General features: G+C 53.5%; 19 protein-coding genes. 9 read left to right on the top strand and 10 right to left on the bottom strand.

Annotated elements, in window-relative coordinates; all coding sequences use genetic code 11:
- The first annotated feature begins 198 nt into the window (after positions 1–198).
- Positions 199–720, top strand: coding sequence for a beta/gamma crystallin domain-containing protein (locus tag BM022_RS06680; protein WP_091137923.1), 522 nt, complete (start codon positions 199–201; stop codon positions 718–720).
- A gap of 499 nt (positions 721–1,219) precedes the next feature.
- Here the strand turns inward: BM022_RS06680 and BM022_RS06675 are convergent, their stop codons facing one another.
- From BM022_RS06675 to BM022_RS06635, 9 genes are all read right to left on the bottom strand, one after another.
- On the bottom strand, positions 1,220–2,035 hold the full coding sequence (locus BM022_RS06675) for an alpha/beta hydrolase (protein ID WP_256209007.1): 816 nt from the start codon (positions 2,033–2,035) through the stop codon (positions 1,220–1,222).
- Positions 2,036–2,118: 83 nt separating this feature from the next.
- Complete coding sequence (locus BM022_RS06670; protein ID WP_091138083.1) at positions 2,119–2,430, bottom strand: (2Fe-2S) ferredoxin domain-containing protein; 312 nt, start codon at positions 2,428–2,430, stop codon at positions 2,119–2,121.
- 60 nt (positions 2,431–2,490) lie between these two features.
- Positions 2,491–3,570: an ABC transporter substrate-binding protein gene (locus BM022_RS06665; protein WP_256209006.1), complete on the bottom strand. Its 1,080-nt coding sequence runs from the start codon at positions 3,568–3,570 to the stop codon at positions 2,491–2,493.
- Between the two features lie 50 nt (positions 3,571–3,620).
- On the bottom strand, positions 3,621–4,412 hold the full coding sequence (locus BM022_RS06660) for an ABC transporter permease (protein ID WP_091137919.1): 792 nt from the start codon (positions 4,410–4,412) through the stop codon (positions 3,621–3,623).
- Between the two features lies 1 nt (position 4,413).
- A complete protein-coding gene (locus BM022_RS06655) occupies positions 4,414–5,325 on the bottom strand; it encodes an ABC transporter permease (RefSeq protein ID WP_091137917.1) in 912 nt (303 codons plus the stop codon).
- On the bottom strand, positions 5,318–6,403 hold the full coding sequence (locus BM022_RS06650; protein ID WP_091137916.1) for an ABC transporter ATP-binding protein: 1,086 nt from the start codon (positions 6,401–6,403) through the stop codon (positions 5,318–5,320). Before BM022_RS06650 ends, BM022_RS06655 begins: the two co-directional genes overlap by 8 nt.
- A 192-nt stretch (positions 6,404–6,595) precedes the next feature.
- Positions 6,596–8,116 carry a ubiquinone biosynthesis regulatory protein kinase UbiB gene (gene ubiB, locus BM022_RS06645; protein WP_091137914.1) on the bottom strand — a complete coding sequence of 507 codons (1,521 nt, stop codon included), beginning with the start codon at positions 8,114–8,116 and terminating at the stop codon, positions 6,596–6,598.
- A 135-nt stretch (positions 8,117–8,251) separates the two neighbouring features.
- Positions 8,252–8,833, bottom strand: a complete 582-nt coding sequence (locus BM022_RS06640) for a ubiquinone biosynthesis accessory factor UbiJ (RefSeq protein ID WP_091137912.1) — start codon at positions 8,831–8,833, stop codon at positions 8,252–8,254.
- Positions 8,834–8,844: 11 nt separating this feature from the next.
- Positions 8,845–9,729, bottom strand: coding sequence for a Tim44 domain-containing protein (locus tag BM022_RS06635; RefSeq protein ID WP_091137910.1), 885 nt, complete (start codon positions 9,727–9,729; stop codon positions 8,845–8,847).
- Between the two features lie 1,314 nt (positions 9,730–11,043).
- On the opposite strand from BM022_RS06635, the gene BM022_RS06625 reads away from it, so the two are divergent.
- The 8 genes from BM022_RS06625 (at position 11,044) to BM022_RS06585 (ending at position 20,773) form a co-directional block, all read left to right on the top strand.
- Positions 11,044–12,210, top strand: coding sequence for an acetate/propionate family kinase (locus tag BM022_RS06625; RefSeq protein ID WP_091137907.1), 1,167 nt, complete (start codon positions 11,044–11,046; stop codon positions 12,208–12,210).
- A gap of 498 nt (positions 12,211–12,708) precedes the next feature.
- Positions 12,709–13,323, top strand: a complete 615-nt coding sequence (locus BM022_RS06620; protein WP_091137905.1) for a hypothetical protein — start codon at positions 12,709–12,711, stop codon at positions 13,321–13,323.
- A gap of 1,165 nt (positions 13,324–14,488) precedes the next feature.
- On the top strand, positions 14,489–16,876 hold the full coding sequence (gene ppsA / locus BM022_RS06610; RefSeq protein ID WP_091137901.1) for a phosphoenolpyruvate synthase: 2,388 nt from the start codon (positions 14,489–14,491) through the stop codon (positions 16,874–16,876).
- Between the two features lie 53 nt (positions 16,877–16,929).
- Entirely contained in the window at positions 16,930–17,544 is a 615-nt protein-coding gene (locus tag BM022_RS06605) for an undecaprenyl diphosphate synthase family protein (RefSeq protein WP_091137900.1), read from the top strand.
- A gap of 237 nt (positions 17,545–17,781) precedes the next feature.
- A complete protein-coding gene (locus tag BM022_RS06600; protein ID WP_091137898.1) occupies positions 17,782–18,126 on the top strand; it encodes a hypothetical protein in 345 nt (114 codons plus the stop codon).
- Positions 18,127–18,959: 833 nt separating this feature from the next.
- Positions 18,960–19,358: a hypothetical protein gene (locus BM022_RS06595; protein WP_091137896.1), complete on the top strand. Its 399-nt coding sequence runs from the start codon at positions 18,960–18,962 to the stop codon at positions 19,356–19,358.
- A 98-nt stretch (positions 19,359–19,456) separates the two neighbouring features.
- Positions 19,457–19,690 (top strand): hypothetical protein, encoded by a 234-nt coding sequence (locus BM022_RS06590; RefSeq protein ID WP_091137894.1) that lies wholly within the window; start codon positions 19,457–19,459, stop codon positions 19,688–19,690.
- 222 nt (positions 19,691–19,912) lie between these two features.
- Positions 19,913–20,773 carry a DUF2971 domain-containing protein gene (locus BM022_RS06585; protein ID WP_091137893.1) on the top strand — a complete coding sequence of 287 codons (861 nt, stop codon included), beginning with the start codon at positions 19,913–19,915 and terminating at the stop codon, positions 20,771–20,773.
- Between the two features lie 44 nt (positions 20,774–20,817).
- Here BM022_RS06585 and BM022_RS06580 read toward each other — a convergent pair whose 3' ends face one another.
- The gene (locus tag BM022_RS06580) at positions 20,818–21,504 is read right to left on the bottom strand and encodes a phospholipase D-like domain-containing protein (protein ID WP_091137891.1); all 687 of its coding nucleotides are present in this window, start codon (positions 21,502–21,504) and stop codon (positions 20,818–20,820) included.
- Positions 21,505–21,585: the final 81 nt, after the last annotated feature.

The following is a 21,585-nucleotide window of genomic DNA, read 5'->3' as shown; positions in this document are numbered from 1 at the left end:
TCAGGCGAGCCTGCGATTAGATCGATTTATGTCGGATAAACAAGAAAGACCGCGAAAGTCCCCCAGAGTAGAGATTGGCTTCACTCAGTCACAGCGGATGGACGTATCCCGGCAGAGCCGGGCAAGCGACGAGCGGGCCCAAAATAGATGGTTGGTTAAAAAAACGTTTAAAACAAATTTTCTTTATGGAGGCTGGCAATGAACTTTCTCATCAAATACTTTCGCAATCTCCTCGTTCCAATTTTGGTAGCGTTTGGAATTTTTACCTCGGCTGGCGTACAGGCGCAAGAGCCGTCGGACAGGCCGGTAATGAACAAGCCACCGGAATCAGGTGAGACGACCAAACCGCAGCGTGGCACGAAGGACAGGCCTCTAACCGTTGAAGTCCCGGTTTTGATTATGGTCCCAGTTCAAATCACAACCGATCTCGAAAAGAAAGGCTGTTGGGTAAGGTTTTATGACAAGAAAAATTATGAAGGCGACAGCTTGCTGCTAACCGGGCCTATCAACATGCCGAGGATGGTTGGCCCGTTTGGTTTCGACTGGGAAAACAAAGTACGCAGCCTTAAGGTTGGCCCTAATGCCAACCTTACCATTTATGACAACCGCGATTTTCGCGACCAGGACAAATTCATCGACGCAAAAACGAACGTACCCGACATGTCCAAACAGATGGGATATTTTGACGACTTCAGATCAATGATGCTGAGCTGTATCTAAGCCCCGAAGCGTGGCCCGAGGGCCCTCGCGGAGCGGGGATCGGGCAGTGCAGGGGCTTGCTCCGACCACACAGTTTTGTTTTTAGCCTACTGAGGTAGGGGTCGACGTCTGAGTTTTTTCCCAGCCTTTGCGGTCGCCCCGGAGCGTCGCCCGAGGGCCCTCGCGGAACGGGGATCGGGCAGTGCACGAGCTTGCGGCGACCGCAGAGTTTGGTTTTTTATCCACTGAAATAACGGATCGACGTCTGGTTCCACCCTTTGTGGTCGCTCGCGGAGCGTGGCGGAGGGACCCGCAGGGGGAATCGGGCAGTGCAGGGGCCAGCTGAACAAGCGGTTTGATGTATGACCCTGAGGGGGTTTGGCTTTTTATCCTGCTGAGATAACGGATCTGCGCATGAGTTTTTTTCCAACCTTCGGTGTAGCTCCCCCCAACGTTGCTCATGCGGATGCGAATTCACCACTTTTCGCTGTCGCTTGCATCGGGCTCCAGGATGCGCTTTTCACGGCCGACAAGCATCAATCACGACGTGTTTGAGAATGTGCAATCGGCGATGAAAGAAGTGTTCCGCCCCGGGTATCACAACGATAGGTAATTCCTGAGGAGCGGCCCACTCCAGCACAGACGTAAGTGCGACCACGTCATCCCGATCACCGTGAATGATCAGGACGCGTGGGGCCACGCCCTGGCGATGTTTAACGTCCGGCTGGATGATAGGGGGTGCCTTCAGACGTTGAACCGCCGGGGCCACCATGACGACTGTTTGCGGTTTGAGTCGTTGCGCGGCATAAGCCTGAACCGCACCACCAAAGGAGAATCCCGCCAGCAGTAACGGGACGGGCTTGTCGAAACGTTCAGCAAACCTGATCTTCGCGGTTTCCGCCACTGCGAGCACGTCGTCCACCTCACCTGCGCTGGTGTTATCACCCGAGTTAAGCTCGCCCTCGCTTTGTTCCACGCCGCGAAAATTGAACTTGATGGCAATGAATCCCAGTTCGAGAAATGATTTAAACAGGGTGTGCACCACCTTGTTGTTCATGGTTCCGCCATAAAGCGGATGCGGATGCGCGACCACGGCGATACCTCGGGCATGACCAGAGGTTGGCTCAGCAAGAATCGTTTCCAGCTTGCCGGCCGGGCCATCGATGAATGTTTTCTGGATAATATGCTCGTTCAACAATGCGTTCTGCAAGTAACTGGGTAATCTGATCGATCCACCGGGGTGAGCCGGCTGCCGCGGAAGCGGAGCATAAGGTCGGCGCGCGATTCGGCGGTCTGTTGGTTTGCTGGTGGAAGCTTGGCGGGGCGCGTGACTCATCGCCCGCAATCGTCAGGGCTGTCAGCGCTTTTGGAGAATTAATCCGCGCTCGGATCGAACGCTTCCGGGCCGTCGAGACTTCGTCAGATTCTCAACCGCTCCACGATACGGCCATGTTTCAGGTGCTCCTCGATAATCTCGTCGATATCCTCCTTATCCACGTACGTATACCAAACGTCTTCGGGATAAACCACGATTACCGGTCCTTCATTACAGCGATCAAGGCAGCCAGCATTGTTAATGCGTATCCTCTTGCTTTTGCTATCGAGCTTCAGCGCCTTGACGCGTTGCTTGGCGTAGTCGCGCATGGCCTGTGCGCCAAAATTGTTGCAACATAATGCACCTGCCTCGCGCTGGTTCACGCAGAAAAATACGTGCCGTTGATAATAACTCATGGGATTGATAGTGATCAGTTGTGCGTTCTGAATGATCACGATTATACGGATCGCCAATAGCTATCTCAACTTGATTTCGGTCCATAAGCGGCTCAGCAGTCGCCGCTGCTTGCGGTCAAGATCGCGCAACATTTCCAGGCGGGCGAGCGATTCCCGGCTGGGGAATATCGCCTTGTTAGCCGCAATCTCGGGTTGAACGTACTGCATCGCCTCAGTGTTGGGATTACCCGAGCCCAGGAGATTAGTGAGGTCGGCGGAATTTTTCCCTTCCAGCATGAAGTTGACGAATTGATGGGCCAGATCCGGACTCTTTCCACTTCTATGCAATACCATGCTGTCGAGCGCCAGTACCGCCCCTTCATTGGGGGTGGAGTATCCGATCGTGAAGCTCCGGCCGGTTTTTTTTGCGTCAAGCGCTGCCTGAAACATGTCATTGGAATAACCGTGCGCCACCCATAGATTCCCGGTGGCGAGTTCCTTGATATAACTGGTATTGCTGAAAGCCGCCCAGTAGGGCTTGGCGCGAACGATCAAATCTGCCGCTTCCTTCCAATGCTTCTCATCGGCATCATTTATTGAATAGCCCAGGTATTTAAGCGCCGCGGCCATCAATTCACGCTGGCTGTCGAGAACGGTCACGCGACCTTTGATCTTTTCGAGGTATCTGGGTTCGAAAATTATTGCCCAGGTGTCCGTTGGGAGGCCGAGTTCCTTTATTTTTTCCTGGTTGAATCCAAGCAGACTGATCGTATAGGCGTACGGTACCGAATACTTGTTGCCCGGGTCGAACGGCGTATCGAGGTACGAAGGGTCGATGTTTTTCAGGTTCGGCAATAACGACTTATCCAGCGGCTTGAGGGCGCCCTGCCGGATCAGAGTATCCATCGCGTTGCTCGTGGGGACGATGAGATCGTAACCGCTCGCGCCTGCCGCGAGTTTTGCCAGCATTTCCTCGTTGTCCGAATAATAATCCTGGGACAGCCTGCAATCGCAGGACTTCTCGAAGCGCCTGATCGTTTCGGTGGAGATATAGTTATTCCAATTGAACAGGTGCAGGACATTCCTGTCTTTATTGGGTATCGCCGCGCGCTCATCCGATCGGGTGCAACCCGCCATGAACAGCATCAGCCAGCTCAACATGAAAATGAGTGATGCCAGAGACCTTCTGAAACATCCGGGATACATAACTTCTAGCTGGACGTTTTTGCGTCGCGCGACGAGGCGTGCGCGTCGAGCTTTGCCGCGATGATGATCATGACCAGGGTGAGCAACATCAATAAGGTGGAAATCGCATTCACCTCGGGCGTCACCGCGACCTTTATCATGGTATAGATCTGGATGGGCAAGATGGGTTCGCCGACACCCTTGGTAAAGAAGGTAATGACGAAGTCATCTATCGAGAGCGTGAACGACATCAGTGCTCCCGCAACGACCGCCGGCATGATAAGCGGCAGCGTGACCAGACGGAATGTTTGCCACGGGGATGCGCCAAGATCGCGCGCCGCTTCAAACAGGCTCTCATCCATGTCCTGAAGCCGTGCCCGTACGATTATTGCCACGAAGCCGATACAGAATGTGGTATGCGCGATAATGATTGAGACCATGCCCAGCGTTAAATTCAGGACTTGTAAAAAGAATAACAACAGCGACACGCCGAGAAGGATTTCAGGCATGGCCACCGGCGTGAAAACCAACACCGGCAAAACCTTTAAGTTGTACCGATGAATCGCCAGACCCGCCATGGTGCCAAGCACCGTAGCACTGAAACTCGCGCTGAGTGCAATGATCAGTGAATTACCTGCGGCTGTAAGCATCTCCGCGTTGTTGAATAGCGCTTTATACCAGGACAAGGTAAATCCCACCCACTCTGCATTGAGCCGCGAATCGTTAAAGGAATAAACCACCACAATGGCGAGGGGAATGTACAGGAAGGCGTAGACCAGCGCCGCGGCCGACCACAGCCAGGTATTGTTGCGCTTCATGCTATCCCTGCTGTCCGGTAGCGGGTCGTGCGAGCCATGTCGCCAGTGCGGCGACGGATAGCACGGCCAGCGTCAGCATGATTGAAAGCGCTGAGCCAAAGGGCCAATCCCGGGTACCGAGGAATTGATCCTTTATCAGATTGCCGATAAGAATATCACCTGTGCCTCCCAATATATCGGGAACGGCGAACATGCCGAGTACAGGAATGAATACTAACGCCGAGCCTGAAAACACGCCTGGCAGGGATAAGGGCCAGGTAATTTGCCAAAACCGCTGCCAACCATTCGCGCCAAGATCCTGTGCCGCATTCAGGAGCGCCGGGTCGTGCTTCTCCAGATTGGTGTAGAGCGGCAGCACCATGAATGGCAGGTGCACGTATACCATTCCAACCAATACGGCAAATGGCGAAAACAACAGTGTCACCGGCCCGATGCCGAATACGCCGAGAATCGCATTGATAAACTGGCTGAGGGCAGACTCGGGGCCCAGAATGATCATCCACGCATAAATGCGAATGAGGAAATTGCTTGCGAACGGCAGGACCACCAGCAGGACCAGCAGGTTGCGAAAGCGTTTTTCGCTGCGTGCAATCAGCACCGCCAAGGGATAGGCCAAGATAAGACATATAAAAGTGGTGGCTGCGGCCATGGCGAAGGACTTGAAGAAAATTTCCCCATAGAGCAGGTCGCTAAAAAAAAACTGGTAGGCCTCTGGTGTGAAACCATGCTCGCTCTCAGCGCTTGCCGCAGGCGCTGCAATCGGCGCCAGGCCCCCGAACTCCCCCGGGAAACGGAACGAAGTCAGGATCATGATGAGACTAGGGCCGACAAAGAAAATCAGCAGGAAGATAAACGGAGGGCCGCCGACGAGTAATCTGGCCACCCGGCCTTCTCTGAGATCTCCCTTACTCATGCAGAAAAATCCCGGCATCGTGTCGCCATGAAACCGCTACGGCGTCGCCAACGTCATAAAACTTGGCTCGTCCCGGTGCTGAATTGGGCAACAAGGCCTCGATATAGGCCCCGTTGGAGAGCTCCACTATATAGGTCGTAACATCCCCGACATACAGAAAATCGTGCACCTTGCCAAGGAAATGGTTTTTCAGTTGAGGCTCGTCCGAAGCGTGCGAAATCCGAACCTGTTCCGGTCGAATCGCAACCAGGCCATTATCGCCTGCTTTCACGCCCTCTTTCCCTACAGTGACTACTTCTCCCAATCCGGAGACCTCAAGTTTTAAGTGCGATGGGGTCGATTCCAGCACCCGCGCGGACATCATGCTGATCTTTCCAACAAAATCGGCCACAAACCGGTTTTCTGGAAAGCCGTAAATTTTTGAAGGCTCGTCAATTTGCTCGACACTACCGCGGTTCATCACTGCTATCCGATGCGATAGCGCCAGCGCTTCATTCTGCGCATGAGTAACAAAAACGAAGGTTATTCCTACTTCCTTTTGGAGATTAATAAGCTCGATCTGCATTTCTTCGCGCAGCTTTGCATCGAGGGCACCCAGAGGCTCATCCAGCAGTAACAGCCGTGGCCGGTTGACCAGGCCGCGTGCCAATGCGACACGCTGTTTCTGTCCTCCCGACAACTCATGTGGGAAGCGGCCTCTAAAGTCAGATAGGCGGACACCATCAAGGGCCTCGCTTACCCGAGCCTTAATTTCCGGTAAAGCCTTACCGGCCATCTTGAGTGGAAAGGCAATATTGTCGGCTACCGTCATATGCGGGAAAAGGGCATAGGTCTGGAACACGGTGTGGACAGGCCGCTTTTCCGGCGGCGTGCCGACCACATCTTTTCCGTCGAGGAGAATTTGTCCGGAATCGGGAAGATCGAAGCCAGCTATCATCCGTAAAAGCGTCGTTTTACCGCATCCGGATGGACCTAGAAGGGTGAAGAATTCCCCAGCTTCAATGGTAACGGTGACATTGTCGACAGCGGTATAGCTGCCAAAGCGCCGAGTAACATTACGGATTTCCAGTAGTGCCATCGCCGTGCAAACAAAAAAACGGAGATTTTACCAAAATTCACCCACGCTTCAGTGTTTGAGATAGCGTATGGTGGGCGGCTGAAGCTGTGGGAATGCGAGTCGAGCCTGCCCCCCGCCGGTATGCGGGCCGGGGAGTTGCGCAAATTTCGATCCGCTAGTTTGATAAGTGGAGAAGGGAACCCCGTTATCCTACTACCATAACTGCCATAACTGCCATAACAACAGCACTGCCAGCAGCAGCGTGACCACAATCAGCAAGCGGCTCTGGCGCCGCTGCTCAATCAGTATCTCCGTGATTTTTTCATCCATCGCCTGCGTGCGGTTTTCACTCAAAGCGTGGTGCAGCAAACGCGGAAACTGCGGGAACATCACGGCCCAGCTCGAAGCCTCCTTGCTCAGGCGGCGGCTGAATCCACGTACGCCAAGCTGATCAGACATCCAGTTTTCAAGATACGGTTTTGCGGTCGTCCACAGGTCAAGATCCGGGTCGAGGTCGCGCCCCAGTCCTTCGATATTCAATAGCGTCTTCTGCAGCATGACCAGCTGAGGCTGAATCTCCACATTGAACTGGCGCGAGGTTTGAAATAGCCGTAGCAACACGCGGCCGAAGGAAATTTCCTTCAGCGGTTTATCGAAGATTGGCTCGCATACGGCGCGGATTGCGGTTTCGAAATCATTGACGCGGGTATTTTTCGGCGCCCATCCTGCCTCGACATGGGCTTCTGCAACCCTTTTATAATCGCGCCGGAAGAATGCAAGAAAATTTTGTGCGAGATAATTCTTGTCTTCGTCCGTAAGGGTACCCATGATGCCGAAGTCCACTGCGATATAGCGGCCATCGCTACCCACAAAAATATTACCGGGATGCATATCGGCATGAAAATAACCATCCCGGAATACCTGAGTAAAAAAGATTTCCACTCCGACCCTGGCAAGCCTCGGGATATCGATACCCTGTTCGCGCAGCTTGGCCACTTGGCTGATGGGCGTTCCCTTCACGCGCTGCATCACCATTACGCTCGAGTAGCAGTAATCCCAGTAAACCTCTGGTACCAATAGCAGTGGAGAGTCGAGAAAATTGCGTCGCAGCTGGCTGCAGTTGGACGCCTCGCGCATCAGATCCAGCTCATCGTCCAGATGCCGTGCAAATTCCGTCACGACTTCACGTGGTTTCAATCGCTTGCCGTCGGGCCAGAGTGATTCAACCAGCAGCGCTCCGGTTTCCATTAACGCGACGTCATGTGCGATCACGGGCGCAATGCCCGGGCGCAGCACTTTCACCGCCACTTCTGTGCCGTCGTGAAGTACCGCGAGATGAACCTGGGCGATGGATGCGCTTGCTACCGGCTCGGCATCGAATACCAGAAAGACTTCGTTAACGCTTTTTCCATAAACCTCCTCCAGCGATTTGATCGCAAGATTGGAGGGAAACGGCGGAACCTGATCTTGCAGTTTAGCCAGTTCGTCAGCAATGTCCTGCGGCAGGAGATCCCGCCGGGTGGAAAGCATCTGGCCAAACTTGACAAAAATGGGGCCGAGTGCCTCCAGCGCGAGACGGAGGCGTTCGCCACGAGCCTTCTCCAGCCGGCGCCAGAATGTAGCAACTTTGACGACTGGCCGCACCAGGCGTAATCGCTCATGCCCGAGAAAAAATTCATCCAGGCCGAAACGGAACGCTACAGCCAGAATTTTGAGAAGACGAAGAAAACGCATTTATTCCAATGACAGCAGTTCGTCTATAGTCAAGCACCCCTGATCCAATATACCGAACGGCGTACCTTAAATCGCAAGTGCCCGTTCCAATGAAACCAGCCAGGTGGGGATAGTCTTCTCAGTTGAGTCACATTGCTAAAGGGGTCTTTTCATAAGCGCGCTCACACGTTTTTCCAAATTTAAGGCGGCCTCGTGCAGCGCGCTTACTTCGTGGACAAACTCATACATGTAAACCGGTTTGGCGAGCAGAGGCCGCTCTTCGGTTAAATACTCCGTCGACATCTGCAACACGTTCCGAATAGTTTCGGCATGCCAACGCGTAAGACTTTTGCCGGCGAGAACCACGCGATGTGCGAGGATATCACCCAATATCCTGCTCAGGTCTTCCTCGAGATCCCAGCGCAGATGTTTGCCGACATGGAGAAGCTCGTCTGCGAATGCGCTGTCGCCTGAGATGCGGATGTTACGGAACGCATCTTCATCGCGCGCAAGCAAACGCGGCAACAATACCGGATCAATAGTGAGAATGACATCATCGCGAGCATTGCTCGCGGCAGTGGATACGTCGCCGCTGGCCTTTACGGTCAGGGCGACGTCAATGAAAGGAGAAAGACGGAAGCGCGCCGTCTTCCCGGAGCAGGATTGCAGCCGCTTGCGCGCCCAGCTTTCCCCATGCAACAAGTGGTTGAGCGGGGCTATCGCGAGGGATGCCAGCATTGCAGCTCAGGTCAGGAAACTTGCTGAATGCCCGCCAACAGCCAGACCGCTTCCGAATCTTTAAGGTCTTTCTGTACGTGCCAGATCTCATCAAAGGCTTCTGGTGCGGAATTGGGCGCTTCCCGCAGCTGCCCGTTGAACCGGACACTGGCAATGGCTGTGTCATTTTCCGTTACTACTTCGAGCAATTCCGCATCGATCGACATGACCTCTGTCCTCTGAGGTTCATCGCCGCGCTCATTGATCTGCATACTGATCTCGGCGAACATTTGCGGCGTAGTATATTCGCGGATATCGCTCAGGTCGCGCGCGTCGTTGGCAGCCTGCAACCTGATAAAAGAGGTTTTGGCATTACGCAGAAACGGCTCGACCTGAAAGTCTGCGGGAATATTACCTGTACTCTTGGTAACAGGCGCCGCCTGGGTCGGTGCTTCCGTCCCGGATGCAGGCATTTGCTCTGCCGGGGCGGAGCCGGTCGGTGCCGGGCTGCTGCTCCCGGTTGTTCCGAGGCCTGAATATTGCATGGGACGCGCCATATTTTCCTGTCGCGGTCTGCGCATCATGCGCACCACGAAGAAAACAGCGGCCATCAGCGCGGCCAGCATCAGCACATCCATCATGTTAATGCCCTCGAATGCGCCGCCCATGAATAGCGCCGCCAGTAATCCTCCAGCGGCCAGACCAGCCAGTGGTCCCATCCATTTGCTTCCACCAGCGGCTGCCGGTGCCGGCGCAGCGGCCGGAGCTTGCCCCGACTTGGGCGCTGCTTGCGGGCTGATGGCCTCACGTTGCTTGCCAACGCTCTTACCGCCACCAAAGCGTTTCGCTTCAGCGTCAAACGCGACCAATCCGAAGCTAAAAACAGCCAAGGTCAGCAGGGTGAATAATTTCTTCATGACGGTCTCCTTGCAAACATTCAAGAAAGCAGTATAACACTATCGAATCTATCGATATCTCATAAATTGAATCGGAAAACTTATTTGTGCGGAAGTTCCCAAACGGGTGCCGGTGATCACGCCGCGGGTCTGGTAATGCGCTGTTGTTACGAGAGTTTCTTGCGATAGCGACGTCCGCTTGATGTTTGGCCATCGTCTAGACAAGGCTACGCTACCTGCCTGATGATCTGATTCGCGAAATATTCATTAAGCCGAGCTCGTTCCATCTTTCTTATTACTGCCTACTGCCGCTAGTCTACCCCTGGCTATTGGGATTGTGCTTCGCGATTAAACACATTGTCTCGCAGTGACGCTGGGCGGCGGCGAGATCTCCATGGACTTCCCGCGGCTCCCCCTTTGGAAAGGGCCGCCAAAAACGCTTGCCGTTATCTTCTGGCGAAAGCGTCCCACGAAAAAATAAACTTCGGTAACCGGCAAGGCACAGCAAATAATTCCCTTTGACCTCATCCTTGAGCCACTCAAACTTCATAGCAAACCCTTTCTTGATCGTTGAAGAGGAATGTGCCCGCAGCATATTTTAGTTGACCCTCATAATTTTTGGGTTAAATTGGTGAACATTTTTTCTATTCTCCTGTTTTACGGTTCCATTCCATCGTGGGAGGGGGGCGGGGACGTCCGCGTGGGAGGGGCCGGGCCGTCCCCGCATGGTTGGGCTGGCTCTAGCCTCGCTATCGCCACTGAGACGCGAACATGCTTCACCGCTGGGTTTACCCGCGGGGCAGTACGAGGGAGTGCCACCCGGTAAACTTTTAAATTGAGCGTCCCATGGGGTGAATGCTGGACGATCAGCGAAGACCCGTACTAGCATAAGAAGATTCGCCCTGTACCGAGGTGCGAGGCGATTATCATATGATAATCGCCGCACAGATAATCCTATCCGGTATGTGCTTATACTGCTCCCGCGTTCAGTTTTTCAGGTGCCGGTGAAGCATGACGGGGAAATTGGTTACGAATAACCGCGCGCACGCATTAAGGGAAAGAGGAAAGCGGTTTTTGAAAACAATTACTTCAGTACCTGAATAAGCGATTCAAATAAATCGAGCAGGGAGCAGTATGCCGGAACAGGTGTCGCGTGAGGAAAATTGAACACATTGCCGCCACCATGGATTTTCCACCGATTCAACCTCGTGCTCAGTAGGCCAAGAGCACGACGCAAAAGTTTTATTTGATGCACGTCGTTGCAATCTTTTCATCCGAAGGACCCACGCAACCTTGTGACGGTTAGCCCGTTGAAGACGAAATACCGGCTCTGCAATGACGACAGGGCAACACTATATATTCATGATTATCCTGACTGTTAATACTGGTAGTTCCTCCGTCCGTCTCGCGGCATTCTCCGGTGATAGCGGAGCGCTGACACAGTTGGCGAGTGCACGGTACGAGTTATCAGACAGCGAACCCGAGATCATGCTTAAGGCATTCCTGGACGCGCATGGGCTCACGGAAATAAAAGTGGCGGTGCATCGCGTGGTGCACGGAGGGATGAATCTTACTGCCTCGTGCCTCATCGATCAGGAAGTGGAGCTGGAGATTGGCCGGGTCGCACCGCTCGCCCCATTGCACAACCCGAAGGCGTTGCGGTGGGTACGGGCAGCCGGCGAGGTGCTGGGGACGGGTGTCTCCCAGGTAGCCGTGTTCGACACGGCGTTTTTTACTGACTTGCCCGAGGTCGCGCGTACGTATGCCCTTCCGCACATGCTGGCGGAAAAGCATGGGCTGCGCCGCTACGGGTTTCATGGGCTGGCGCATCACGGCATGTGGCAAAGCTGGCAAGGAATACAACCTGGTGCGGGGCGCCAAGGGCGCATAATCTCATTGCAGCTCGGCGCCGGCTGTTCAATTACGGCGACTGACAACGGGTCGCCGCGTGACACGTCCATGGGGTTTTCGCCACTTGAGGGGCTGGTGATGGCCACTCGCTCAGGGAATGTCGATCCCGGCCTGCTTACATTTTTGCTCCGCCATGAGAATTTGACGCCTGAGCAGCTGGATCAGCTATTGAACGATCGAGCCGGTCTTTTGGGTTTGTCCGGCATCAGCGCGGATGTACGGGACTTGCTGGCGTCGACCGACAAACTCGCGCAACTGGCGCTGAATGTATACTGTTACCAGGCGCGCAAATACATCGGGGCCTACTTTTCAGTGCTCGGCGGCGCCGAGGCTGTTGTTTTCGGCGGGGGTGTCGGGGAGAACGTGCCCGACGTGCGAGAAAAAATCCTGGCAGGCATGGAGTGGTGCGGAATCGACATCGATTTACGCGCCAACCGTGACGCCCGGGGATTATCGTGTATCAGTAGCGGAGCAAGCCGGGTTGAGGTTTGGGTTGTTCCGGTAGACGAGGCGGCAGGCCTGGCGCGCGAAGGGGCCGCGCTGATGGGCAAGCCAATGCAGGGAAATCTGAGGGGTTATGAATCAGGCTGAACGGAGGACACGATCTGAGGATAAACCCTCTCCGAGATGAATTGCGCATACTCAATGTGTCAATGTGTATTGGCGGGTTACGAATTATCTTTCGGTCGGGCAATATGTCATCTCGACAATCCACTGCTCAGGCAACCGCTTACGCTCGTGCATGTGGAGCCCCCACTGCTTGGACGTTGGGGGTGGTCAATGTGGTAGACTTGATGACCCCTGCAGCAGCAAACCGAGCACCTGCATGGAGCAATACATCGCCCAGTACAGTGACGACAAGCCAGAAATCCGCGACTGCCCTGGCCTTCCAGCTCCGGGGCGAGCTAATGGATCAGCGCTGCGCCCGAAAGGGTGGTGCAGCAGAATGATGGAACGAGAACGTCGCCCATCCGGGAATGAAATGAGAAGGCGTCTTGGAGTAGCGGCTTCAGCCTCTTCAGCTGGCGCCAAGATGCTTTTCGGCATAACGAAGGGCTCAGGCCCTTGCTGATTCGAAAGTGAGGCAGGATGGTATTCATCCTCAATGTCATCGCGCTCTATTTCGCATTTACATCGAAGCACGTGGACGGCGTATATTGGGGTGCGGTACTGCCTGCCCTGTACGCCATCGTTGTGGCTCCCCATGCATTGATCGGCAGAACCGACATACCCCAGCCACGGATAGCGAAGTTGCTGGCGGAAAAATGGGACAACGCGGATGATCTGACCGCGTATATCGCCAAATACTGGATGGCGCTTGCCTATCCCACCACTTCGTGGAAAAAGCAGAGAAACAGCGTCATTCTTTACCTAACGTCGTTTTTCCTCAGTATCGTCTATTTCACGAAAGAAATGTTTGCCGCCGGCATTTTCATGTTTGTAGTGGGATACGTTCTCTATCAAATGAGTCTTCGGGTGGATCGGCCGAGATCGGTCTATACAAGCCCTGAATTCAGAGATGGCAGCGACAATGAATTTGCCAGAAAAGAATGGGAGCTCGCGGCCATGTCGATCATGGCATTTGCTGACCTGTACCCGGATGACCGGGCTCTCAGCGATTCAGCAAAAGAAATCTCCGAAGATTCCGATGTAAAGCTATTGCTGGCAAAATATCGCCGGGAGGCTTTGGGATGGGCAGGTTAGCGATTCGTGCAATGTGCTGCCATATGGGAGCACCTTTGCCTTTGATCCAGAGATTACAGGAATACATGGAAATCCACGCTCATGGCTTGCCCTTCGCTGTTGACCAGCCGGAAAAGAGCTGGCGGATTTCGGAAGAACGCTATCGCGCATAGCCTGAGAGCTCCTTAAGGGATCGCCCTTATTCCTTTGCCTTATGCCCGCAGCGCGCGCTACCCGTGCTGGCTAATACTTCGCGGGACATTCCGTCACCATATTCCAGCGCATACCGCATTGCCTCGATGCTTTGATAGTGGTCCATAGTGCATCTAAACGGTGAGAAAGTCCAACGGAGGGAGAAGAGGGGAGGCCCAAGCTCCCCTTCTATCGGGGCAAAAAATATGCCGAAGCAGTCCAGATGCAGCGCAATCGTAGAGTCAACAACGCGTCGAACTTCCGGACTCATAATGTTACTGAACAGAAGCGGTCGTAGGGCATCCCTTCTGGGCCGAGGCATTGATCTGCTCCATCAAGGCCGCGGCCTTCCGGCTGTATCCAGATAGGGCAGCGTGATTTCGTCAAAAGGCACATCTTCGAACTGCCTGAGGAGGCTGTGGCCCAGCATTTCGACGGCAATGCCGGCTCAATCGGACAGAAAGAAGGCTGCGCGGTCGTGTTACGTCAACTGATATTTGGCTTAGCTCACCGATAATGGTACAACCGGTGATGGTACAACCCGTGAATGGCGCCGAAGCGTAGCGGAGCCTGTCCGGGTAGGCGCAGCGTTGGCGCAGGGTTTCTCAAGAGGATCAGAGGATATACGGGCCGATGGGCATATGCCCCAGCATGCACACGCCTCAGCGCTCTGCCCGGTCCGGCTTTCAGCCATCCTCCGCGTAAGCCCTTGAGCATTGGCCTGCTGATTGCCAGCTAGAGTGGCAGACAGGAAGGCCATTCTATTGCTTCTCTTTCCGCTCTTTCCAAATAGGGCAAAAAGATTCGGTATTTACGCTACACCGTGTGCTTAGGTTTAGCGAAAAAGACGAGGCAGCTCTAGCCGCCACACCCGGACTTGGGGGTTTACGGCATGTTTCCGAACAAAGCGTCCAGCAACGATTTTATTTAAAAGTTTCTATAATAAAAACGTGGAGTGGCGCAGCACGACCGTACCCTCGAACAGGAGCAGAAGATGAGTGATTCGCAATACGTGGTATGGTTTGACGACCTGCGCATGACAGACGTGAGTCGCGTCGGGGGAAAGAACGCATCGCTGGGAGAGATGATCAGCCAGTTGACAAAGGCAGGTGTGTGCATTCCCAACGGCTTTGCAACGACTGCCGATGCATACCGTGAGTTTCTCGCTCAGGGCGGCCTGGCACAGCGCATCAACCAGATGCTCGACCGGTTGGACACGCACGATGTCACAGCACTGGCTGCTGCGGGGACCGAGATCCGGGCCTGGATCGTGGAGACGCCACTGCCGCCGCGCTTGAAGCAAGAAATTGCTGGCGCCTACGAGAAAATGCTGCGGGAAGCGGGGTCCGGAGATATTTCGGTAGCGGTGCGTTCGTCCGCAACCGCGGAAGATTTAGCCAATGCCTCGTTTGCCGGACAGCAGGAAACATATCTTAACATTCACGGGCTGGACAATTTGCTCAAGGCGATCCAGGCGGTGTTCGCCTCGCTCTACAATGACCGTGCTATTTCATACCGTGTCGACAAAGGCTTTATACATTCCGAGGTTGCTTTATCCGCTGGGGTGCAGCGCATGGTTCGCAGCGATATGGGCGCTTCAGGCGTAATCTTCACGCTGGATACAGAGACCGGATTTGATAAGGTGGTCTTTATTACTTCCTCGTACGGTCTTGGTGAAACCGTGGTGAAAGGTGCTGTCAACCCCGATGAGTTCTATGTTTACAAGCCTGCGCTGGAGCAGGGAAGGCCTGCCATTCTTCGGCGCGGCCTGGGCTCCAAGCTCATCAAGATGCAATATGCCACCAGCGGGGGCCCCGGCCGCACGGTCGAGACACTGGATGTGGATGAGGCAGCGCGCCGACGCTTCTCGATTACGGACCAGGATGTGGAGGAGCTTGCCCGCCAGGCGGTTATAATCGAGCGGCACTATGGCCGACCCATGGATATCGAATGGGGCAAGGACGGCCAGGATGGCAGACTCTACATCCTGCAAGCGCGACCCGAGACAGTGCAATCCACTGCGAGTGCGAACACGCTGCGGCGTTATCGCTTGAAAAGCAAATCAGAGATCCTGGTATCGGGGCGCGCCATCGGCCAAAAAATTGGTAGCGGTCCGGTGCGCCTGGTACTGGATGCCAGCGAAATGTCGCGCGTGCGTGATGGAGACGTACTGGTGACAGACATGACGGATCCCGATTGGGAGCCAGTCATGAAACGTGCCTCGGCCATTGTCACCAATCGCGGCGGCCGGACCTGCCACGCCGCAATTGTCGCGCGCGAGCTGGGCATTCCGGCAGTAGTGGGCTGCGGAAACGCGACTGGCATGCTGACCGAAGACGAGATGGTGACCGTCTCCTGTACCGAAGGGGATACCGGCAATATTTACCAGGGGGTGCTGGAAGTGGACGTGGTCGATCTGGTGCTTGAGCAAATGCCGAAGCCGCCGGTCAAAATCACCATGAATGTGGGAAACCCGGATCTGGCGTTCGGTTTCCAGCGCATACCCAACGATGGCGTTGGCCTGGCGCGACTGGAGTTCATTATTGCGCGCATGATCGGCATACACCCCAACGCGGTACTGCAGTATCCCGATCTACCTGCTGACCTGAAGCAGCAAGTGGATAATCAAAGCGCCGGTTATCCGGATCCTGTCAGCTTTTACGTGGAGAAACTTGCCGAGGGTATTGCCACGCTCGGTGCCGCATTCTTCCCCAAGCCGGTTATCGTCCGACTGTCCGACTTTAAATCCAACGAATACTCAAGCCTCATTGGCGGACAGCAATATGAGCCCAGGGAAGAAAATCCGATGCTGGGATTTCGGGGCGCGTCGCGCTATGTGGCAAAGGCGTTTCGCGACTGTTTTAAGCTTGAATGCCGGGCGATGAAAAAGGCGCGCGCCGATATGGGGCTTAGCAATCTGGAGATCATGATTCCGTTTGTTCGCACCGTGACCGAAGCCCGGGGTGTCGTAAGCCTGTTGGAGGAGAACGGCCTGAAGCGGGGCGAGAACGGCCTGAGGCTGATCATGATGTGTGAAATTCCGTCCAATGCTTTGCTTGCGGATCAATTCCTGGAGTACTTCGACGGTTTTTCCATCGGGTCCAATGATCTGACCCAACTCACGCTCGGCTTGGATCGGGATTCCAGCCTTGTCGCGGAATCCTTCGATGAGCGCGATCCAGCGGTAAAGGCGCTCTTGCGGCTGGCCATTCAGGCATGCCGCAGGGCGGGAAAATACATTGGCATTTGTGGACAGGGACCATCCGACCATCCTGATCTGGCGCGGTGGCTTATGGAAGAGGGCATCGAGAGCCTCTCCCTGAATCCGGATACTGTAGTGGATACCTGGCTTTACCTGGTTGAGGGAGCGAAAAAAAAGTAAACGCTTGAGCGGGCGCCGCGTAAAACTCGATTGCTTCATATAAGGACTACTAAATGGCAAAGAACAGGAATCCGCAGCATATCGGCTTCATTCCGGACGGTAACCGCCGATGGGCATTAAATCGGGGTTTGCCGAAAGAGGATGGATATATCCATGGGATCGGCCCAGGATTATCCTTATACGAAATATGCAAAGAGCGGGGTATCGCGGAAGCCTCCATTTATTGTTTCACCCAGGATAACACCAAGCGGCCCGGCCGCCAGAAGTTGGCGTTTACCGATGCGTCCGTGGAATTTGCTTTTGAGATCGCACGCCGGGGGGCGGCTCTGCTTGTGGTTGGCGACGAATGTTCGGCGCAATTTCCCAAGGTGCTTGAAAAATTCAGAACGCGCCAGGGCAGCGGGATGAAGGTGAACCTGCTCGTCAACTATGGCTGGGAATGGGACCTGGGCGGTCTCAAGAGCGGCAGTCTCCGATCAAACGACGTGTCGCGTCTGGACCTGATCGTGCGTTGGGGAGGAGGGCGCCGGTTAAGCGGATTTCTTCCAGTGCAGTCCGTTTACGCTGACTTTTATGTCCGGGATGAGTATTGGCCGGACTTCGAGCCTCAGCATTTCGAGCATGCCTTATCCTGGTTCCGCCGGCAGGACCGGACATTTGGCGGTTGACAGTTGGCATAAAAAGGCTGCTGTCCAAACCGGATCAAAACGAAAGTTAAGGTTGATTCGGCGTGGTGCCAGGTGGTGCGCATATACCTGCGGGTGTGGTGTCCCTCGCGCCAAACAGGAGCACCTGGCCGTCCAGGCACCTTGAGATACTTTTTGTGCGTTGTCGTACAGTCTAGTTTTTAATCGCGGGATAGGATATTGAGACAGCAATCCGCTGATCGACAAAAGGAGTTATCCATGAACTACCTATCCATCATGAATAATAAAACAGTGCGACCACTGCTTGGGGCGGTCCTTTTAACTATGACGGGTTGGGTTCACGCACAAATCAACACGCCCGGCCAGGGTCCTGGCATGCAAAGGCCCTCCGATTCCATGCAGCCACCGGTAATACCAGGGAAGCCGTTCGAGAAAGGCACGACCAGAGGGGAAGAAGCCGAAAGGAAGAACCGTTTCGACAGAAACCAGCAAGAATCATTAAGCGAAGAAGAGTATAGAGAGCACCGCAAGGAAGGTGTCTACGACTATGGTACCGAAAAAACCCCGGGGGCCGGAACAGGCGGCTCTGGGACGGGCTATTGACGAGCGGCGCATCGCGTCTTCTCTCAGACTTTGCATCATCTCCTACCTGCCGGCGTCTTCAGCTTGTGAATCCGCTCTGGCGCCGGCGTGGGTAGTATGTTGCCTAATCTCCAATCCCCTGATCCTTTCCTTTTATCCCTTATCCCTTTTTTCCTTTCAACGCCTATTGTCCGATAGCCCGGACCGGGCGCGGGGGCAGCACGTATATCACGGGCTTAATATCGAGTTAGCATTAAGTTAGCAGCAGGTGTGCATCCCGTCACCGCCACATGCATGACGTTGTGGGCTGGCGCTCCCAGCAATCGCATAGGGGGAGACGCTAAGGGGAGACCTCTAGTTCCACTTTTGCCAGCTTTCTTCCCTCAAAGCAAATCCCGCATAGCGGATGAGTCCGGGCAACTTATTCGCGTAGCGGGCCCCGGCACGTCCGTGACCGACCTACAGTCCTGGGGTCCCTGAATTCCACCATTCCTTCGGATTGCTCGGCCCACGTGATGTGCAGCCGATGGGCCTGACCTTTCCGCGCTGTCAGCCAAATTTTCAGCCTGTGGGTTTTCACAAATACCTCACAAGGATATGACATCTTGCTCACATTTTTCACACAATCATCACATTGTTGCAACAACTTCTTCACACCGGCTATGGCAGTCTTCCTACCATGAGATCAAGAAAAGTGCAAGAGCTGACAGCAATAGCGTTAAGTTGAAAAAAATATAACGTATTCATGGTACTACACAAAAAAAGGGTGAAATTAACTTTCGGGGTAGGGGTGGCCATGGCAAGTTTGAAGCAACCACGGCCGTATGCATTCTAGATATAAAGGAGGTAGTGCTATGAAGCAAGTCTTTTTTCATAGTCTGGTTGTCTGCTTCTTCCTCCCGTTGCTGGGGGTGTTCGCGTTTTCCCTTAACAGTTTCGGCTTTCCGCTGATGGAGCAATACTCCGACAAGTCGATCAAATTCTTTATAGCGTTTCCCTACTTCCTTCTTATCATTGCGGCGTTATTTGCGTCCGTCTTGGCGGCAGACCGCCTATCCCGACGGCTGGCGGCGAAATTCGGGGTCCCGGTTGAAGAAAAAGCCGATACCGATAGCTGGGATAAATTGCTTGATCCGCAACGTATAGAGCACAAGCGGGCGGTTGTAATGAAGACGGCAGACAGCTGGCTAAAGGATAACATGCTGGCGAGAGTGATAATCGGCCTCATCATCGGCGCTGTGATCGTCATCTAAATAAATGGGTGGCGACTGGCTCACACGCCGCGAAATGTTTTTCGGAATTGAGATAGATAGGCTGAGTGAAGCGGAGCACTTGAAAGCGTTTACTTTCAGTGTTTCGTTTTGAAAAAGGCCCGGATAAGTTTCCGGGCCTTTTTCATTGCTCATGGGCTATTGCCGGTCATGTCTACGTTGTGATGCACGAGCTGCGCCGCCTCTTCATTCACATAGGGGAGGAAGCCGCCAAAAAGCGCCGCATCGGAGTGAATGTATACCGCGACAAGAAATTGATCGATAGTTTTGTGACGGACATGAAGGTGTGGAAACGCACCACTTCACAAAAATAAGTGCAATAAGTTACAGCATTCCAGTGGCACCGAGTTGCTCGGCGCGCGTGGAGCGCTAACCCTGGCCGTACTCAGCAGCCAAGCCATAGCGTACGACCGAGTACAACAATTCGAGCGCTTCCAATAGCAATTACCGGTCTTCGCTCATATCAAAAGTGGCCGATTTCCCAGGGGGAGTCAAAGAGCGGTAATATACCGTTAGCTCATCCATAGGAAAATCCCATGCAATCCCCAGGGCCGCCTCGCACGTTATACCACTATTGCTCAACGGAAGCCTTCTATGAGATTGTGAAAACGAAGTCCATATGGCTTTCCTCTTTATCTCTATCAAACGATACGTTAGAGGGTGAAAAGATCATTGCAAGGATTATAGACCGTCTTGCCGCACAGGGGGTTTTCAAAGAGCAAGTGATGTGGCGCTTCAAATACACATTTATGCAGTATGAAAGACAATGGGAAGGTTTGGGTTTTTGTCTATCCGAGAGAGGCGATTTGCTTAGCCAATGGCGAGGGTATGCGAAAGATGCCACTGGTGTGGCAATTGGATTTGCCTATGATTCGTTGCTGAAATTGGCAATGCAAAGTGGGAAACCCCCTCTGTCTCTTGAAAAAATTGAATACGATTCAGCCGTTCATTGGTCGTTAACGAAGCCCATCTACCAAAGAATACTTGATTACGTAAATAACAACCCTTTGATGCCATTTGATAAAACGATGGCTAATGTACCCCCGCTAAATTACGAGGGTCCACATAGTTCGGATGAAATAATGATGTCTAAATTCGCATTAGGATCGAAGGATATTCACGACCTATTGTTTAGGTTGAAACTGCCTGCGTTTAAAGAAGAGGAAGAGTGGCGTCTGCTTAACCTCTCAATGAGAGGAGCTTCCAATTATTTTTATCGTCCAAGAGGAAATTCTCTTGTTCCGTATCTAAAATACGATTTTAGTGGGTTTGCGCCTTTTATTACCGACGTAATTTTAGGCCCCAAACACGAAACCCCCGCGCACATAATCGACAAGTTTCTAAATCAAAACGGATATGGAGTGAGAGCGAAACTTTCCGAAGCAAGTTATCGGTAGAGATATATTCAGAGGTAATTTATGGCCTGCCTGGGGACGCCGATTTAACCCGGCCTTGCCGCACTCCAAATTCTCTCGTAATACTCGCGCTTAAGTGACGCAGTGCCAGGATCCAATGGTACAAAGTACGTAGGAGAATCTTTCGCTGCGTCTTTGATGGATTGGCCGATCACCCAAACCTTCTCGGAATCAATAATCAAAATCCGGTCATGGAGGTCCCCGCTTTGTCGTATTTCAATGGAAGCCCCGTAAGATTTATTGAAATCTCCAACCGCGCCCTTCAGACCGTTCAAATACTGATTCGCACCACCATCACGTTTTGTTCCCACGACGAGGTAAACGGCTACGGATGGCGCAACCTCGTGACAGTATTTGTCAAATGCGTCCGCATCCATATAAGGATCGACGATTAGGATGGACTGTTTAGCGGATAAAATTTGCACCCGTAAAGCCCGGAAAAAATCATAAACTTCGCCGGGCGCAAAGACCTCACCACCGCCCGGCTGTACGCTAAGTTCAAGATCGCCGATCGCTCTATATATTCGAGTAAAAATACCGGTGAGCCCATTACCGCTCACTGCGAAGAGCGGGTTTATCGAGTTTATCTGGATTTGTAGCAAGTCGGCTTCGTGACGGTTCCACTTGCTTACAAGTGCAACCGCTTTTCCAAGCCATTCCAGTTCAACAGGCGAATCAATCCTAGAAAACTTAAAATCATGATGTTCCCCCAATTCTGATGGGATTCAAAACTAGAATCTAGCCGCTTCGAGCAGTCTGACCTGGTTGGATTTAACGTATTCGCTTGGGGTCAG

Origin of the sequence: Nitrosospira sp. Nsp14 (assembly GCF_900113575.1) — a bacterium.
Taxonomy (GTDB): Bacteria; Pseudomonadota; Gammaproteobacteria; order Burkholderiales; family Nitrosomonadaceae; genus Nitrosospira.
The sequence above is the reverse complement of the archived record's forward strand: the minus strand, read 5'-3'. Positions and strand labels throughout refer to the sequence as shown.

Excerpts from the sequence above, each read along its gene's own strand:
- BM022_RS06585 (WP_091137893.1), top strand. The coding sequence starts at position 19,913 with ATGCAATCCCCAGGGCCGCCTCGCACGTTATACCACTATTGCTCAACG.
- BM022_RS06625 (WP_091137907.1), top strand. The coding sequence starts at position 11,044 with ATGACGACAGGGCAACACTATATATTCATGATTATCCTGACTGTTAAT.
- BM022_RS06620 (WP_091137905.1), top strand. The coding sequence starts at position 12,709 with ATGGTATTCATCCTCAATGTCATCGCGCTCTATTTCGCATTTACATCG.
- BM022_RS06660 (WP_091137919.1), bottom strand. The coding sequence starts at position 4,412 with ATGAAGCGCAACAATACCTGGCTGTGGTCGGCCGCGGCGCTGGTCTAC.
- BM022_RS06605 (WP_091137900.1), top strand. The coding sequence starts at position 16,930 with ATGGCAAAGAACAGGAATCCGCAGCATATCGGCTTCATTCCGGACGGT.
- BM022_RS06665 (WP_256209006.1), bottom strand. The coding sequence starts at position 3,570 with ATGTTGAGCTGGCTGATGCTGTTCATGGCGGGTTGCACCCGATCGGAT.
- BM022_RS06655 (WP_091137917.1), bottom strand. The coding sequence starts at position 5,325 with ATGAGTAAGGGAGATCTCAGAGAAGGCCGGGTGGCCAGATTACTCGTC.
- BM022_RS06595 (WP_091137896.1), top strand. The coding sequence starts at position 18,960 with ATGAAGCAAGTCTTTTTTCATAGTCTGGTTGTCTGCTTCTTCCTCCCG.
- BM022_RS06680 (WP_091137923.1), top strand. The coding sequence starts at position 199 with ATGAACTTTCTCATCAAATACTTTCGCAATCTCCTCGTTCCAATTTTG.
- BM022_RS06640 (WP_091137912.1), bottom strand. The coding sequence starts at position 8,833 with ATGCTGGCATCCCTCGCGATAGCCCCGCTCAACCACTTGTTGCATGGG.
- BM022_RS06670 (WP_091138083.1), bottom strand. The coding sequence starts at position 2,430 with ATGAGTTATTATCAACGGCACGTATTTTTCTGCGTGAACCAGCGCGAG.
- ubiB (WP_091137914.1), bottom strand. The coding sequence starts at position 8,116 with ATGCGTTTTCTTCGTCTTCTCAAAATTCTGGCTGTAGCGTTCCGTTTC.
- ppsA (WP_091137901.1), top strand. The coding sequence starts at position 14,489 with ATGAGTGATTCGCAATACGTGGTATGGTTTGACGACCTGCGCATGACA.
- BM022_RS06675 (WP_256209007.1), bottom strand. The coding sequence starts at position 2,035 with ATGAGTCACGCGCCCCGCCAAGCTTCCACCAGCAAACCAACAGACCGC.
- BM022_RS06600 (WP_091137898.1), top strand. The coding sequence starts at position 17,782 with ATGAACTACCTATCCATCATGAATAATAAAACAGTGCGACCACTGCTT.
- BM022_RS06635 (WP_091137910.1), bottom strand. The coding sequence starts at position 9,729 with ATGAAGAAATTATTCACCCTGCTGACCTTGGCTGTTTTTAGCTTCGGA.
- BM022_RS06650 (WP_091137916.1), bottom strand. The coding sequence starts at position 6,403 with ATGGCACTACTGGAAATCCGTAATGTTACTCGGCGCTTTGGCAGCTAT.